This window comes from Acrocarpospora phusangensis, from assembly GCF_016862995.1.
Lineage (GTDB): Bacteria > Actinomycetota > Actinomycetes > Streptosporangiales > Streptosporangiaceae > Acrocarpospora > Acrocarpospora phusangensis.
Genome location: NZ_BOOA01000132.1, coordinates 1 through 15178 on the forward strand (window position 1 = coordinate 1; position 15178 = coordinate 15178).

Annotated in this window: 11 protein-coding genes; 5 read left to right on the forward strand and 6 right to left on the reverse strand. The window is 71.4% G+C overall.

Annotated features, from left to right (window positions below):
• Window positions 1-48: 48 nt before the first annotated feature.
• Window positions 49-1623, reverse strand: a complete 1575-nt coding sequence (gene cimA, locus Aph01nite_RS39040; RefSeq protein ID WP_204046123.1) for a citramalate synthase — start codon at window positions 1621-1623, stop codon at window positions 49-51.
• Between the two features lie 231 nt (window positions 1624-1854).
• Between cimA and Aph01nite_RS39045 the strand changes: the two genes are divergently transcribed.
• Window positions 1855-2511: an O-methyltransferase gene (locus Aph01nite_RS39045; RefSeq protein ID WP_204046124.1), complete on the forward strand. Its 657-nt coding sequence runs from the start codon at window positions 1855-1857 to the stop codon at window positions 2509-2511.
• 53 nt (window positions 2512-2564) lie between these two features.
• Here the strand turns inward: Aph01nite_RS39045 and Aph01nite_RS39050 are convergent, their stop codons facing one another.
• The 4 genes from Aph01nite_RS39050 to serA form a co-directional block, all read right to left on the reverse strand.
• Window positions 2565-3656, reverse strand: a complete 1092-nt coding sequence (locus tag Aph01nite_RS39050; protein ID WP_204046125.1) for a branched-chain amino acid aminotransferase — start codon at window positions 3654-3656, stop codon at window positions 2565-2567.
• Between the two features lie 125 nt (window positions 3657-3781).
• Window positions 3782-4828: a 3-isopropylmalate dehydrogenase gene (locus Aph01nite_RS39055; RefSeq protein WP_204046126.1), complete on the reverse strand. Its 1047-nt coding sequence runs from the start codon at window positions 4826-4828 to the stop codon at window positions 3782-3784.
• Window positions 4829-4873: 45 nt separating this feature from the next.
• Complete coding sequence (locus tag Aph01nite_RS39060; protein WP_373872386.1) at window positions 4874-5803, reverse strand: ROK family protein; 930 nt, start codon at window positions 5801-5803, stop codon at window positions 4874-4876.
• Window positions 5804-6366: 563 nt separating this feature from the next.
• Window positions 6367-7956 (reverse strand): phosphoglycerate dehydrogenase, encoded by a 1590-nt coding sequence (gene serA, locus Aph01nite_RS39065; RefSeq protein WP_204046128.1) that lies wholly within the window; start codon window positions 7954-7956, stop codon window positions 6367-6369.
• Between the two features lie 282 nt (window positions 7957-8238).
• Between serA and Aph01nite_RS39070 the strand changes: the two genes are divergently transcribed.
• On the forward strand, window positions 8239-9093 hold the full coding sequence (locus Aph01nite_RS39070) for a hypothetical protein (RefSeq protein WP_204046129.1): 855 nt from the start codon (window positions 8239-8241) through the stop codon (window positions 9091-9093).
• A 118-nt stretch (window positions 9094-9211) separates the two neighbouring features.
• Entirely contained in the window at window positions 9212-10543 is a 1332-nt protein-coding gene (locus Aph01nite_RS39075) for an MFS transporter (protein WP_204046130.1), read from the forward strand.
• Here Aph01nite_RS39075 and Aph01nite_RS39080 read toward each other — a convergent pair.
• The gene (locus tag Aph01nite_RS39080) at window positions 10536-13217 is read right to left on the reverse strand and encodes an FtsX-like permease family protein (protein ID WP_204046131.1); all 2682 of its coding nucleotides are present in this window, start codon (window positions 13215-13217) and stop codon (window positions 10536-10538) included. The two genes, Aph01nite_RS39075 and Aph01nite_RS39080, sit on opposite strands and share 8 nt — an antisense overlap.
• Before the next feature lie 260 nt (window positions 13218-13477).
• On the opposite strand from Aph01nite_RS39080, the gene Aph01nite_RS41910 reads away from it, so the two are divergent.
• Window positions 13478-14419 (forward strand): CAP domain-containing protein, encoded by a 942-nt coding sequence (locus Aph01nite_RS41910; protein WP_239162313.1) that lies wholly within the window; start codon window positions 13478-13480, stop codon window positions 14417-14419.
• Window positions 14420-14543: 124 nt separating this feature from the next.
• Window positions 14544-15080 carry an FHA domain-containing protein gene (locus Aph01nite_RS39090; RefSeq protein WP_204046132.1) on the forward strand — a complete coding sequence of 179 codons (537 nt, stop codon included), beginning with the start codon at window positions 14544-14546 and terminating at the stop codon, window positions 15078-15080.
• Window positions 15081-15178: the final 98 nt, after the last annotated feature.

Sequence of the window (15178 nt, forward strand, 5' to 3'; positions counted from 1 at the left end):
ACCGGCTACGGAGCGGCCAAGCCCGCCGCGCCGGAGGCGCGGCCAATATTACGGCGTGTAGCCGGAGCGGAGCAGGCCGTACGTGACGGCCTGTTCCAGGGCCTGCCAGGAGGCTTCGATGATGTTCTCGTCCACGCCTACCGTGGCCCACTCGCCGGTGTCGTCGCTGGAGGTGATCAGGACCCGGGTGACGGCGTCGGTGCCGTGCGCGCCCTCCAGGATGCGGACCTTGAAGTCGATCAGCTCGACCGCGGTCAGCTCCGGGTAGAGGCCCTCCAGGGCGGTCCTGACCGCCCGGTCCAGCGCGTTGACCGGGCCGTTGCCCTCGCCGGTGGCGACGATGCGCTCGCCCTTGGCGTGCAGCTTGACGGTGGCCTCGGAGGCCACCTCGCCGGACGGGCGGCGCTCCACGATGACCCGCCACGACTCGACGGCGAAGTGCCGGCGCCGCTCGCCGTGCACGCTGTCGCGCAGCAGCAGTTCGAAGGAGGCGTCGGCGGCCTCGAACGTGTAGCCCCGGGACTCCATCTCCTTGACCCGGTCGACCAGCTCGCGCGCCTGGTCGCCGGTGAGCTGGTAGCCCAGCTCGCGGCCCTTGAGCTCGACCGAGGCCCGGCCGGCCATGTCCGAGACCAGCATGCGCATGTCGTTGCCGACCTCGGCCGGGTCGATGTGCTGGTAGAGGTTGGGGTCCACCTTGATGGCGGAGGCGTGCAGCCCGGCCTTGTGCGCGAACGCCGAGGTCCCCACGTACGGCTGGTGCGAGTTCGGGGTGACGTTGGTCACCTCGGTGATGGCGTGCGCGATTCTGGTCATGTCCCGCAGCGACTGCGGCGGCACCAGTTCGTACCCGCGCTTGAGCTGGAGGTTGGCGACCACGGTGAACAGGTTGGCGTTGCCGGAGCGCTCGCCGTAGCCGTTGGCGCAGCCCTGCACGTGGGTGGCGCCGGCCCGGACGGCGGCCAGGGTGTTGGCGACCGCGCAGCCGGTGTCGTCGTGGCAGTGGATGCCGATCCTGGCCGCGGTGCCGACGGCGGCGTTGACCACGTCGGCCAGCTCGTCGGGGAGCATGCCGCCGTTGGTGTCGCACAGCGCGATCACCGAGGCGCCGGCCTCGGCGGCGGTGCGGATGACCTCCAGCGCGTACGCCGGGTTGGACTTGTAGCCGTCGAAGAAGTGCTCGGCGTCCAGGAAGACCCGCTGGCCCTCCGCACGCAGGTGCGAGACCGTGTCGCGGATCATCGCGAGGTTCTCGTCCAGGGTGGTGCGGAGGGCCAGTTCCACGTGCCGGTCGTGACTCTTGGCGACAAGCGTCACGACCGGCGCGCCGGATTCGCGCAGAGCGGCGACCAGTGGGTCGTCGGCCGCCTTCACCCCGGCTCGGCGGGTCGCGCCGAACGCGGCGAGCTGCGCGTGCTTCAGGTCGAGCTCGGTCTGAGCCCGCCGGAAGAATTCGGTGTCCTTGGGATTGGCCCCCGGCCAGCCGCCTTCGATGAAACCGACGCCGAGGCCGTCCAGGTGGCGCGCGATGACCAGCTTGTCGGCGACCGAGAGGTTGAGGCCCTCCTGCTGGGCTCCATCGCGCAGGGTGGTGTCGTATACGTGGAAAGCGTCGTCAGCCATTTGGGTTCCGTCTCCTTGGGAGGTCCTGCCCGCACGCTCAGTTCGGTCTCAAACAAAAAGACCCCTCACGGGCGTGAGAGGTCTGCGCGCTGGCGGTGTCCTGTGTCAGCCAGCGCGCCTGCCGATAATGAGCAGACTGAAAGTCATGATGCTACGGAGTGTGCCACACGCTCCGCGATTCGGCACATCGATCTCAGGATTCGAGACGCGGACATGATCTAGGGTGGTCCCATGAAGGCGTCCTACCAAGATCCGTCGATCCCCGGTTACGTACGGGCGCACGCCACCCAGCCCGACCAGCTGCTGCGTGAACTGGCCGCGGAGACGGTGGCCCTGACCGGCGGAAACGCGGGAATGCAGATCAGTCCCGAGCAGGGCACGCTGCTCACCATGCTGGTCCGGCTGAGCGGCGCGCGGCTGGCCGTCGAGGTGGGCACCTTCACCGGCTACTCCGCGATCTGCATCGCGCGCGGGCTGGTGCCCGGCGGCAAGCTGATCGCCTGCGACGTGAGCGAGGAGTGGACGGCCGTGGCCCGGCGCTACTGGGAGAAGGCCGGGCTCGCCGACCGGATCGAGCTGCGGCTCGGCCCCGCCCAGCGCACGCTGGAGGCGCTGCCGGAGGACGAGCCGATCGACTTCGCGTTCATCGACGCGGACAAGCCCGGATACGCCGGGTACTACCACGAGCTGGTGGACCGGCTCGCGCCCGGCGGGCTCATCTGCGCCGACAACACGCTCCAGGGCGGCCGGATCGCCGACGCGGGGGCGGGCGGCAACGTGCCCGCCATGCGCGCCTTCAACGACCTGGTCAACGCCGACCCGCAGGTCGACTCGGTGCTCCTCCCGATCGCCGACGGGCTGACGCTGATCCGCAAGCACCAGCCCTGAATTTTCGCGCATGACCGAGTCCCCGAGATGGGCATGATGCGCGAAACACCGGGCTAGCAGATCTTGTGCACCCAGCCGTGGTTGTCGGGGCGGGTGCCGTACTGGATGCCCATCAGTTCCTCGCGGATGCGCATCGTGACCGGGCCGGGCGTGCCGTCGCCGATCGTCCAGGAGCGGTCGGCGCCCTTCACCGAGCCGACCGGGGTGACCACGGCGGCGGTGCCGCAGGCGAAGACCTCGGTGAGCTCGCCGGAGGCGCAGCCCTTCTGCCACTCCTCGATCGAGATGCGGCCCTCCTCGACGGTGAGGCCGAGGTCGCCGGCGAAGGTGAGGATGGAGTCGCGGGTGATGCCCGGCAGGAGGGTGCCGGTCAGCGCCGGGGTGAGCAGGCGGTCGCCGAAGACGAAGAACAGGTTCATCCCGCCCATCTCCTCCACGAACCTGTGCTCGTTCGCGTCCAGCCAGACCACCTGGTCGCAGCCCTGCTCGACGGCCTGCCGCTGCGCCACGAACGCGGCCGCGTAGTTGCCGCCGCACTTGGCCGCGCCGGTCCCGCCGGGGGCGGCCCGGGTGTACTCGGTGGACAGCCACACCTTGACCGGCTTGACCCCGCCCGCGAAGTACGACGCCGCCGGCGACGCGATCGCCATGTACCGGTAGCTCTTGGACGGGTAGTTCACGCCCAGCCCCACCTGGGTGGCGATGATGAACGGCCGCAGGTAGAGGCTGTGGCCCTCGGTCGTCGGCACCCAGTCCTTGTCGATCTGGACGAGCTGTTCGAGCGACTCCACGAACACCTCCTCCGGCAGCTCCGGCATGGCCATCCGGACGGCGGACCGGTTGAACCTGGCCGCGTTGGCGAACGGCCGGAACGCCACGATCGCCCCGCTGGCCTGCCGGTACGCCTTGAGCCCTTCGAACAGCTCCTGCGCGTAGTGGAACACCGACGTGGCCGGGTCCAGCACCAGCGGCCCGTACGGCTCGACCCGGGCGTCGTGCCAGCCCTGGCCCTCGGTGAAGTCGACCGACACCATGTGGTCGGTGAAGCTCTGCCCGAAGCCGGGGTTCGCCAGAATCCGCTCGCGCTCCTCCCGCCCTCGGGCGTCGGGGTTGCGCCGCAGATCGAAGCTGAGCTGGCTGGTCATGGCGAGGTTCCTTCTCTCTACTCTGCTAATGGCAACTTAGGGCATTTCTCGGGGAACAAAAAAGCGCATGGCGGCCCTGACCGGGCCACCATGCGCTCTGCTGCGCTCAGGATGTGTGGCCGGCGTCAGCCGGCTACTCGGGCGGCGATGTCGTCGCCGATCTCGCGGGTCCGGCGGGCCGCCCACGCGCCCTGCCGTTCGACCAGGTCGTCGGCGACGGCCTGCTCGACCCGGGCCGCGGCGTCGCCCAAGCCGAGGTGGTCCAGGAGCATCGCCACGGACAGGACGGTCGCGGTGGGGTCGGCCTTGTGCTGGCCGGCGATGTCCGGCGCGGAGCCGTGCACCGGCTCGAACATGCTGGGGGCGGTCCGGTCAGGGTTGACGTTGCCGCTGGCGGCCAGGCCGATGCCGCCCGCGATGGCGGCGCCGATGTCGGTGAGGATGTCGCCGAACAGGTTGTCGGTGACGATCACGTCGAACCGCTGCGGCTGCGACACGAAGAACATGGAGGCCGCGTCGACGTGGCAGTAGTCGGCGGTCACCTGCGGGAACTCGGCGGCGACCCGGTTGACGGTGCGCTGCCAGAGGTCACCGGCGAAGGTGAGCACGTTGGTCTTGTGGACCAGGGTGAGCTTGCGCCGCTCCCGGCTCGCGGCCTTGGCGAACGCGTAGCGCACGACCCGCTCGACGCCGTGGGCCGTGTTCACCGAGTCCTGCGTGGCGATCTCCTGCGGGGTGCCCTTGCGCAGCACGCCGCCGGCCCCCGCATACGGCCCCTCGGTGCCCTCGCGGACGACGATCATGTCGATCTCGCCGGGCTGCACCTTGCCGAGCGGGGTCTCCACGCCGGGGAAGAGCTTCACCGGGCGCAGGTTGACGTAGTGGTCGAGCTCGAAGCGGAGCTTGAGCAGCAGGTCGCGCTCCAGCACGCCGGGCGGCACGCTCGGGTCGCCGACCGCGCCGAGCAGGATCGCGTCGAAGCCGCGCAGCTCGTCGAGGACGGAGTCGGGCAGGGTCTCACCGGTCGCGTGGTACCGCTTGGCGCCCAGGTCGTAGTGGGTCGCGTCGACCTTCACGCCCGCCGCGTCCAGCACCTTCAGGCCCTCGGCCACGACCTCGGTCCCGATCCCGTCGCCGGGGATCACCGCCAGCCGGATGTTGCTCGAATCCATGCGCGTACCCTACTAGCCCATCTCGTAGATCGAGAAACCATCTCATCATCCGAGCGTGACGGTGCGCTCGAACACCTGGTCCCTGGCCGCGGCCAGGCCCACGGCGAGCGCGCCCAGCAGCACGGCGTCCCGGCCCACGGAGGAGACCTCGATCCGCGGCGGGCGCAGCGCCACCAGGGCGTGCAGCCGCTCGGCGACCGGGCCGGCCAGCAGGTCGCCCGCCTGCGCGCCGATACCGCCGCCCAGCACCACCAGTTCGGGGTCGAGCACGGCGGTCACCCCGGCCAGCGCGTGCGCGATGTGGTCCACCTCGGCGTCCACCACCCGGGCCGCCACCGGATCCCCGGCCCTGGCGGCGTCGAACACGTCCTTGGCGGTGCCGGCCGGGCAGCCGAGCCGCCGCGCCAGCGCCACCACGCCGTCGGCGGACGCCACCGACTCGAACATGCCGCGCCCCGCGTTGACGCGCGGGTCGCCCTCCCCCACCGGCAGGTACGAGATCTCCCCCGCCGCGCCCCGGGAGCCCCGGTAGAGCTTGCCGTCGATGACGACGCCCATGCCGATGCCGGTGCCGATGGACACGAAGACGAAATGCGAGACGCCCTGGCCCAGGCCGTACGCGCCCTCGCCGACGGCGGCCAGATCCACGTCGTTCTCCAGCACGTACGGCGCCGCGGCCACCTCGGCGAGGCGTTCGACGGAGCCGGGCAGGTCCCAGCCGGGCAGATTGGGCGCCAGGCGTAACGCGCCGGTCTCCTTGTCGTGGATGCCGGGCGTGCCGAACACCGACAGCGTGATGTCCACGGCGGTCAGCCCCGCAGCGGCCAGCAGCGCGTCCACGATGCCGGCGAGCTGCGCGATCAGGTCCTGCGGGCGGTCGGCTCTGGCCGGTTCGTCCCTGCGGGCCACGATGTCGCCCACCAGGTCGGCCAGCGCCACCCGGACGTAGTTGCGCCCGACGTCCACCGCGAGCACCCACCCGGCCTGCGGGCGGATCTCGTACAGCAGCGCCGCCCGGCCCGCGTTGCCGGTGCGCAGACCGACCGCGCGGACCAGTTTGGCGCGCTCCAAATCGGCGAGGGCGACCGAGATCGTCGGCTTGGACAGGCCGGTGGCCTGGGCGAGCTCGGGGCGGGAGACCCGTCCCATCCGGAAGATCTCACCGAAGACCGCCCGCTCGTTCATGACGCGGAGCAGGCTCGTCGTGTTCGCGGTTGCGCCGCCGATGCTCACCACATCCCAAGGTTGGCACATCCCCCGCCGCGGCGAAGGAGCAGTTGATCACGGCGGTGCGGCGGTTGTGTCAACGACAGCCGGTGACGGCCGACCGGAGCGGGTTTCAGTCCCGCTGCGGGGATCCGCCGTTGTCGCGGCGGTCGAGCGCGGTCTGGATCGCGTCCTTGGCCTCGTCACGGCCCTCTTCGGGGCGGTTCCAGGGATACATGTCATACATGGCAGACCTCCAATCTTGCGGAGGTCTGCCAGATTACCCCAGCTATCTCAGTTGATGGCTTTCTATCTCACCATCTGAGAAGTCGTCAGTCCTCCAGGTCCACCGTGCGGCCGCTGTCCGAGCCGATCTCGGCGGCGATCTGCTCGACCACGTCGTCCGGGATGGCCGAGTCCACGGTCAGCGCGATCAGCGCCTTGCCGCCCTTCTCGCCCCGGGCCACCTGCATGGAGGCGATGTTGACCCGGTGCTCGCCGAGCAGCCGGCCGACGATGCCGACGATGCCGGGCCGGTCGGTGTAGGTGAAGAAGGCCAGGTGGTCGGTGGGCTCGATCTCCATGGCGAAGCCGTTGACCTCGACCAGCTTCATGATCTGCCGGGGGCCGGAGAGCGTCCCGGAGACCGAGACGGTCCGCCCGTCGGCGAGCACGCCGCGCACGGTGATCACGTTCCGCCAGTCGGGGCTCTCCGAGCTGGTCACCAGCTCCACGACGGTGCCCCGGTCCTTGGCCAGCAGCGGGGCGTTCACGTACGTCACCGCGTCGGTGACCACGTCGGTGAAGACGCCCTTGAGCGCGGCCAGTTCCAGCACCCGCACGTCCTGGGAGGCGATCTCGCCGCGCACCTCGACGTCCAGGCGGGTGGCGACCTCGCCGGCCAGCGCCGTGAAGATGCGGCCGAGACGCTCGGTCAGCGGCAGGCCGGGCTTGACGTCCTCGGCCACCGCGCCGCCCTGCACGTTCACCGCGTCCGGCACGAACTCGCCGGCCAGGGCCAGCTTGACGCTGCGGGCCACCTGGGTGCCCGCCTTCTCCTGGGCCTCGTGGGTGGAGGCGCCCAGGTGCGGGGTGACGACGACCTGGTCCAGCTCGAACAGCGGGCTGTCGGTGACCGGCTCCTTCGGGAACACGTCGATGCCGGCGCCGGCGACCCGGCCCTCCTTGATCGCGGAGTAGAGCGCGTTCTCGTCGATGATGCCGCCGCGGGCCACGTTGATCAGCCGGACCGTCGGCTTGACCTGGTGCATCTCCCGCTCGCCGATGAGGCCGATGGTCTCCTTGGACTTGGGCAGGTGCACGGTGATGAAGTCGGCCTGCTGGAGCACCTCCTCCAGCGTGACCAGGCGCACGCCCATCGCCGCCGCCCTGGCGGGCTGCAGGTAGGGGTCGTACGCGATGATCTCCACGCCGAACGGCTGCAGGCGCTGCGCGACCAGCTGCCCGATCTTGCCGAGGCCGAGGATGCCGACGACCTTCTCGTCCAGCTCCACGCCGGTGTACTTGGAACGTTTCCACTCGCCGTTCTTGAGCGCGCCGTGCGCCTGGGCGACGTTCCGCGCCGAGGCCAGGATCAGCGCGATGGTGTGCTCGGCGGCGCTGGTGATGTTCGAGGTCGGCGCGTTCACCACCATGACGCCGGCCTTGGTGGCGGCCTCGACGTCGACGTTGTCGAGACCGACGCCGGCCCGGGCGACCACGCGCAGCTTGGGCGCGTGGGCGATGGCCTCGGCGTCCACCTGGGTGGCGCTGCGGACGATCAGAGCGTCCACGTCGGCGAGTGCGGGGAGGAACTGGGACCGGTCGGCTCCATCGGTGTGACGGACCTCGAAGTCCGCACCGAGCACGGCCAGACCGGCGTCGGACAGCTCCTCTGCGACCAGGACGACTGGCTTGTTCACTGATTTGTCCTTCGAGATGTGACGGGCGCGCTCGGCGCCGAACTTGCCGGGACTCGGACGGCCCCGAGTCTATCCGCGCGGGTGAAAGGGCCTGTGGAGGATCCGCCATGCGAGACGGCTGTGACGGAGGGGAATCGTGAGGTTCCTTCACGTACAGGGCCGAACGACCGGCATACCCAGATTGGACCGTGCCCATCCACAGAGCCGCCAGCTTGGTATTGATCGCACCTATTCTTCGCGATTAGCCTGCTAAACCGTGGTTCGGTACCTATGGTTTCGTATATGAGCATCGGGAACCCCGCTCTCGGCGAAGTGCTCGCCCAGCACGGCAGCCCGCACCGCCTCCTGGCGGCGCTGGCCGAATGGGGAATCCTGGTGGCGGTCAGACCTGATCGATCGGTCGTGCTCGGCACGACGCAGGGCGGGGAACGTGTCCTGCTCGGCTACACCAGCCCCGCCACGTACGCGCGCCACCGCGGCAGCCACTCGCTGTCGGCGTGCGACGCGGACACGATCCTGGACATCCAGCGGGTGACCGGGGTCCGGGAGATCGTCATCGACGCGGCCGGACCGGCCGCCGCGGCCGTCCCCATCGAGGATCTCCAGCGGTACCTCCAGTCCAACCGGAGCGGCCCGTCGCCCGTGCTGGCCGCGTCCGCGCCCAACGCGTACGCGACGGGGAGCATGGCGAAGATCACCAAGCCGCCGGTCAGGACCATGCCCGCGGCCGCTCCGACGCCGGTCTCCTCCTCGTCGTGGGTCCCGCAGCCGCGGCAGCACCTGTCCGGCGCGATGACTGTCGTGGACCCCGGATACCAGCGGACCAACCACCCCATCCTGCCCGCGCTGCGGGTGGCCATCGCCGAGTTACTCCGTGACTACGCGGTCGTCCACCACGTGTGGATCTCGGAGGCCCGGACCGTGTCCGGCGCGTCGGGGATCATGCTGCACGTCAAGGTGCACACCCCGTCCGCCGAGGACATCGTGCGCGACCTGCACCGCGGGGTGCGGGCCCGGCTGCCGCAGCTGGCGGCCAGCGAGGCGCCGGTGCTGATGGCCCGGGTGGCGGACGCGCACACCGAGCGCCGGATGATCGAACTGGGCGCGCACGTGGTCTGCGCGGACGTCCGCGAGTAGCCCTTCCACGAAGCGAGCTTTGCGCCGGAATTTCGGGGTTTGCGTCGTCTATAACACCTTGTTGGGCAATCTAGATCCATGTCTAGTCGGTCGGGCGCTTGGTGGGTTTAATGACGCCATGATTCCCGCGACGTCCGGCCGGGTCCCCACCGGAGTGCGCCTCGGCTACGCCGTCGGCTCGTTCTGCACGGCGAACTTCGCCGCCATCCCCGGGCTGCTCCTGCTGATCTACATGACCAACGTGCTCGCCGTCGACCCGCTGCTGGCCGGCGTCGTGGTGTTCCTGCCCAAGGCGTGGGACCTGATCGCCAACACCCTGATCGGCCAGTGGTCGGACCGCACGGTCTCGCGCTGGGGCCCGCGGCGGCCGTGGATGCTGGCCGGCACCGCCGTGCTGCCGGTGGCGTTCGCGGTCATGTTCATCGGGCCGCCGCTGAAGGGCGTGCCCGCCGCGATCTTCGTGGGGCTGGCCTTCCTGGTCGCGGCCACCGGGTACGCGCTGTACGAGGTGCCGTACAAGGCCATGCCGGCCGAGATGACGCACGACTACCACGAGCGGACCTCGCTGCTCCAGTGGCGCATGGTGTTCATCGCGATCGCCATCGCCATGAGCGGCGTGCTGGCGCCGATGCTGGCCGGGGACACCCTGGAGGGCTACCGGCTGATGGGCATCGTGTTCGCGGTGATCCTGCTGGTCGCCATGATCGGCTCGTTCTTCGGGACCGCGAAGGCGCCGTACACCGGGCAGCAGGAGTCGGAGGGGTCGCTGCGGGTGCAGCTGGCGGCGGCGCGGGACTCCAAGCCGTTCCTGTGGCTGCTCGGGCTGTGCAGCGCGCAGACGCTGGCGGCGGGGGTGATGCTGGCGGGCGCGCCGTACTTCGCGGCGTACACGCTGGGCGATCCGGACGCGACCACGACGCTGTTCGCCGCGCTGGTCGGGCCGATGCTGATCACCATGCCGATCTGGGTGTGGCTGGCCCGGGTGCTGGACAAGCGCGGCGCGATGATCCTCTCCGGCCTGCTGTTCATGTCGGGCGCGATCCTGGCCTCGGCCAGCCCGTGGTTCGGCCCGCTCTACGCGCACCTCGCCATCGTGGTCGTCGGCGTCGGGTACGCCGGGCTCCAGCTCCTGCAGTTCTCCATGCTGGCCGACGTCATCGCGTACGACGGCCAGGTGAGCGGCAAGCGCAGGGGCGGCGTCTTCACCGGCCTGTGGACGGCGGTGGAGAGCGCGGTGGCCGCGTTCGGCGCCACCATCTACGGCGCGGCCCTGTCCTTCGGCGGCTTCCTGGAGTCCGACCCCGCCAACCCGGTCACCCAGCCCGACTCGGCGGTCACGGCCGTCCTGGTCGGCATCACCGTCATCCCCGCGCTGATCATCCTCTCCGGCGTGCTGATGACCCTCAAGTACGACCTCAGCGCGGACAAACTGGCCCCCGCGGTCACGTGAGCCGCCGCACCGGCCGGATCCCGGTCCGGGTGAACGTCCCGGTGATCAGGGCGGCCAGCAGCGGCAGCGCGATCGCCGTGCCAATGAGCAGCGTCCAGGGCACGGCCACGACCGGCGTCGGGATGACCAGCGGGCTGGTGGCGGTGTCCGCGCCGTAGTGGGCGCCGCCGCCGGGCGCGCCGGTGACCGCCCAGGCGGCCAGCGCGCCCGGGGCCAGCCCGGCGGCCACGCCGACCACGGTGCCGAGCCCGGCGATGAACGCGCCCTGGCCGGCGACGGTGAGGCGGCGGGTCCACGGGGAGGCGCCGACGGCGGCCATCGTGTCCAGGTCGGGCCGGGCGTCGGCGGCGGCCAGCGCGGTGGCGACCACGGTCGCGACCAGCACCAGCAGCCCCGCCACCAGAGTGATCACGGCCAGCGTCAGGTCCCCCTCCCGCGCCTGCGAGGCGCGGACGACCTCCAGGCCTGCCTGGTCGCTCACCGCCGCCACGCGCGCGCCGACCCGGCGCTCCTGCTCGGCGGTCAGCCGCAGCTCGGCGGGGTCGACGAGCAGCGCGGTGGTCCGCGCGGTCAGCCGGGGATCGTCCAGCAGCCCGGCCGGCACGACCACGCCGACCGCGGGCGGCCGGTCGGCGCGCACCGCGACGGCCGGCACGGTCTCGTCCCGCCCGGCCGCGGTGATCCGGGCCTTCCCGTCGCGTACGCCGTTGGCGTCGAAGACCACGGCCTTCCCCGCCGCCAGCGCGGCGGCCGCGGCCGGATCGTCCCTGCCGAGTATGTAGCGGACCAGGCCGGGACCGCCCTCGGTCACGTCGCCGAGCATGCTGGTCGCGTAACCGCACCCGGTGCAGGAGCGGACCAGACTGGCCCGCCGCTCCAGCGGGGGCAGATCGTCCCCGGCCGCACCCACGGTCTTGACCTCGATGAGCGGGACGCCGGGCAGCTCCGCCGCCATCGCCGACCGCACGGCCGCCCATCGGTCGGCGGCGAGGTCCTCGGCGAACACCATGGCCGTGCCCGGCTGCTGGAGGGTCGGGGAGTTCTCCCGCCGGTCGGCGTCCTGGCTGGACAGCAGGACCGCGATGGTGGTCAGCCCGGTCATCGCGGCCGTCACGGCGGCCACCGCGGGCGCGGTGCGGCCCCGGTTGCGGGCGGCGTCCCTGGCGGCGAGCCGGAGCGGCAGCGGCAGCCGGGAGCGGGTCAGCCCGGCGGCCCTGACCAGGAGCGGGGTCAGCGCGACCAGCCCGAGCACCAGCAGCAGCACCCCGAAGACGACGGCCAGGAGCGCGAGCGAGGGAGACCGCATGAGCGGCCCGGCAACGGCGCAGCAGGCGGTTCCGGCCAGCACCAGGACCACACCGAGCACGGGCAGGCCCTTCCGGTCCCGCGCCCGTTCCGCGCGCCCGGCCAGCACGGCGGCCACGTCGGCGCGACCGGCCAGGACCGCCGGGGCCAGCGCCGCCAGCAGGCCGCTGACCAGGGCCAGGGCCGCCACTCCCGCCAGTTCCCAGCCGGGCACGTCGAACGGCCCGTAGACCGGCACCGGCCGGTTGGCGAGCCGTACGGTCAGGGCGGCGAGTCCGATGCCGAGCGGCACCCCGGCCAGCCCGGCCAGGCCGCCGAGCACGAGCCCGTCGGCCAGCATCAGGCGTCGCAGGTGCCCCGCCTCCGCGCCCTGCGCGGCCAGCAGACCGAGTTCACGCCGGCGGCGGCGCAGGCCCACCGCGAACGCGGGCCCGGCCAGCAGCACCACCTCCAGCACGATCAGGAGGACGCCGAGCAGGACGCCCATCGCCTCGCTGCCGGACACCTCCTCCCGGGGAGGAAGAGCGCCCGGTTCCGGCGAGGCGGCGGCCACGGCGCGGGACCGCACCACCAGCCCTTCCCCGTTCATGCGCTTGACTTCCGCCCAGCCGACCGGATCGGGCGCGTCCACCAGCCAGTACACCTCCCGGACCGGCCGCACGGTCGTGCCCGGGAGGGCGCCGTCCGCGGGCTCCGGCACCAGCGACGGTCCCTGCGACGGTTCCTGGGCCGCGCCGGTGGAGCCGGACAGCGTGATCAGCGCCTCCGGCGGCGACATGGTCCTGGCCGGCTCGGCCACGCCGACCACGCGGACCGAGGTGTCCGTCCGGGGCAGCCGGAGGGTGGAGCCGACCGGCGCGCGCCCGGCCAGCGCGCGGGTGACCGCCGTCTCCCCCTCCCTGGCCGGCATGCGCCCGGAGACCAGGACGTAGGTGCCCCCGGTGAGCGGATCGCGGGAGTCGATCTCGTACGCGTAGATCCACCTTTTGGCCCCGGCGATCTCCACGACCTGCTCGCCCGCGGCGATCCGGCTGACCCGGCCGCCGGCCGCCGCCGCGATCTGCTCGTCGGTCCAGGACCGCTTCGCCGACTCCGGCACTCGCCCGCCGACCACGATCCACCGGTCGCCGAAGGGGTCCTGCTCGATCGGCCGGTCGTATCCGATGGCGCGCACCTGGGCGTCGGCCCGGGATCCGAGTTCGGCCGGGATCATCTCGGCGCCGTCGACGGCGGCTGTCGAGTAGAGCACGAGCAGGTGGCTCACCAGGGCCACCGGCACGGCGATCATCAGGAAGATCAGCGCGCTGCGGCCCTTGGCGTGCCACAGGCCGCGGCGGGACAGGCGCGCGATGGCCCGCAGATCGCTCATCGGCTGCCCAGCGGCCTAGCGACGGCGGCGATCACGCCGATCTCGTTGAACACATACTCAGTATGCATACCGCGTATGTTTCAAGGGGCCAGTGTGACGAGGATCACACTTGCGCGGATGGAACGTGGCCATCAGGGCTGACGGCGCTGCCGATCTTCCGATCCGCGACAAAAGGGCCGATTCCTCGGAATTCCGGGATGGAGGGGGACCATAATTCTGATTTCCATCCAGCGTCTATCCCCTCCCACCTGGAAGGAAGCATGAACAAACCCCTGCGAGCGCTCCTCTGCCTGACCGCGCTGATCGCCGTCGGCTGCGGCACGACCCCCCTTCCCGCCGCCCCGGTCGCCGCCACGGCCGGCCTTTCGGACGCCTCGGCCGCGTCCACCGGGTCCACCGGGTCCAGCGCCCGGTCCTCGGCGGGAACCACCACCGGGTCGTCTGCCGTGTCGTCACCGCTGGCGCGCTGTCGGGTGGCGGCGGCGAAGCCGTCCCTGACCACGGCCGGACGCCTCCGCGCGAGCGTGTCCCGAGCCGGATGCGCCAAGGAGGCCCGCCTCCGCATCCGGATCAAGAAGTCCGTCCTCGGTCCGGACCGCGTCGTCAAGAGCGGCTCGCGGGTCGTCCGCAACGCGCGGCTGACCATGACCACCACCGGCCGCTGCGTCTCCGGCGTGTACTACACCACCGCCACCGACGCCGCCGGGCACGTGGCCGTCTCCCGCAAGGCCCGGATCAAGTGCCCGGCCGTGCCCAAGCCCTCCCCCACCCCCGACCCCACCCCGTCGGAGAACCCGGGCGGCGGGACCGGCGGCGCCGTCGGCACCTCGGTCGAGAACGAGGTCGTACGGCTGACCAACGTCGAGCGGGAGAAGGCCGGCTGCAAGCCGCTCGTCCACGAGGCGCGGCTGCACACCGCCGCCCGCAACCACTCGGCTGACATGTCCGCGAAGAACTACTTCAGCCACGACTCCCAGGACGGCCGCTCGTTCGTGGACCGGATCAAGGCCACGGGCTACTCGTTCTCCTCCATCGGCGAGAACATCGCCAAGGGCCAGTCCTCGGCCGCCGAGGTGGTCCGGGGCTGGATGAACAGCCAGGGTCACCGCGAGAACATCCTGAACTGCAGCTACACCCAGATCGGCGTCGGCTACGTGGCCGCCGGCGGCCCCTACTGGACGCAGGACTTCGGCAGGCCGTAATCCGCTTCTACCGGCCCGCGTGGCAGCGCGGGCCGGTAGAGTCCTGTTTTGATCAACCGCGCCCACGCGCGGCAATGTCACAACAATCTGGACACCAGAGTTCCGGAAAGCGGATACTCCAGACATGAGCTCGCAGCAACCCGTACGCGCCTCCGACGGAGATCGCGATCGTGCGCTCAACGAGCTTCGCGACCGGGCGGCCGAGGGCCGTCTGTCGATGGAGACCTTCGTCGGGCGGGTGGATCAGGCGCTGCGCGCCCGCAGCCGGGACGAGCTGGACGAACTCATCGCGGACCTGCCCCACCGGGGCCGCTGGCGCCGCCGCATCACCGAGGCCGTGTCCTCCGCGTCCGACTTCACCTCCCGGCTCCAGAACGCCTGGCGCCGCCCGCGCCTGCCCCGTCTGGCCCTCCCCCCGGACAGCCGCATCCGCTACGTGGTCGGCCGCGGCTCCTCCTGCGACCTCGTCCTGTCCGACCTGACGGTCTCCCGCGTACACGCCGAGCTGCGCCGCGAGGAGGACTACTGGCTCCTGGTGGACCTGGGCTCCCTCAACGGCACCCGCCTGAACGGCTGGCGCCTGGTCGGCCCGGCCCGCGTCCGCACCGGCGACGAGATCGCCTTCGGCGACTGCGCCTTCCTCGTCTCCGCCCCCGCGTAAAAGCTCACGCGTAAACGAAAGCGGCGCCACCCCCGAAGGGAGTGACGCCGCGATCAACCTTCAGCTGCCCTCGTCATACGTCCCGGCGTGCGCTTGCG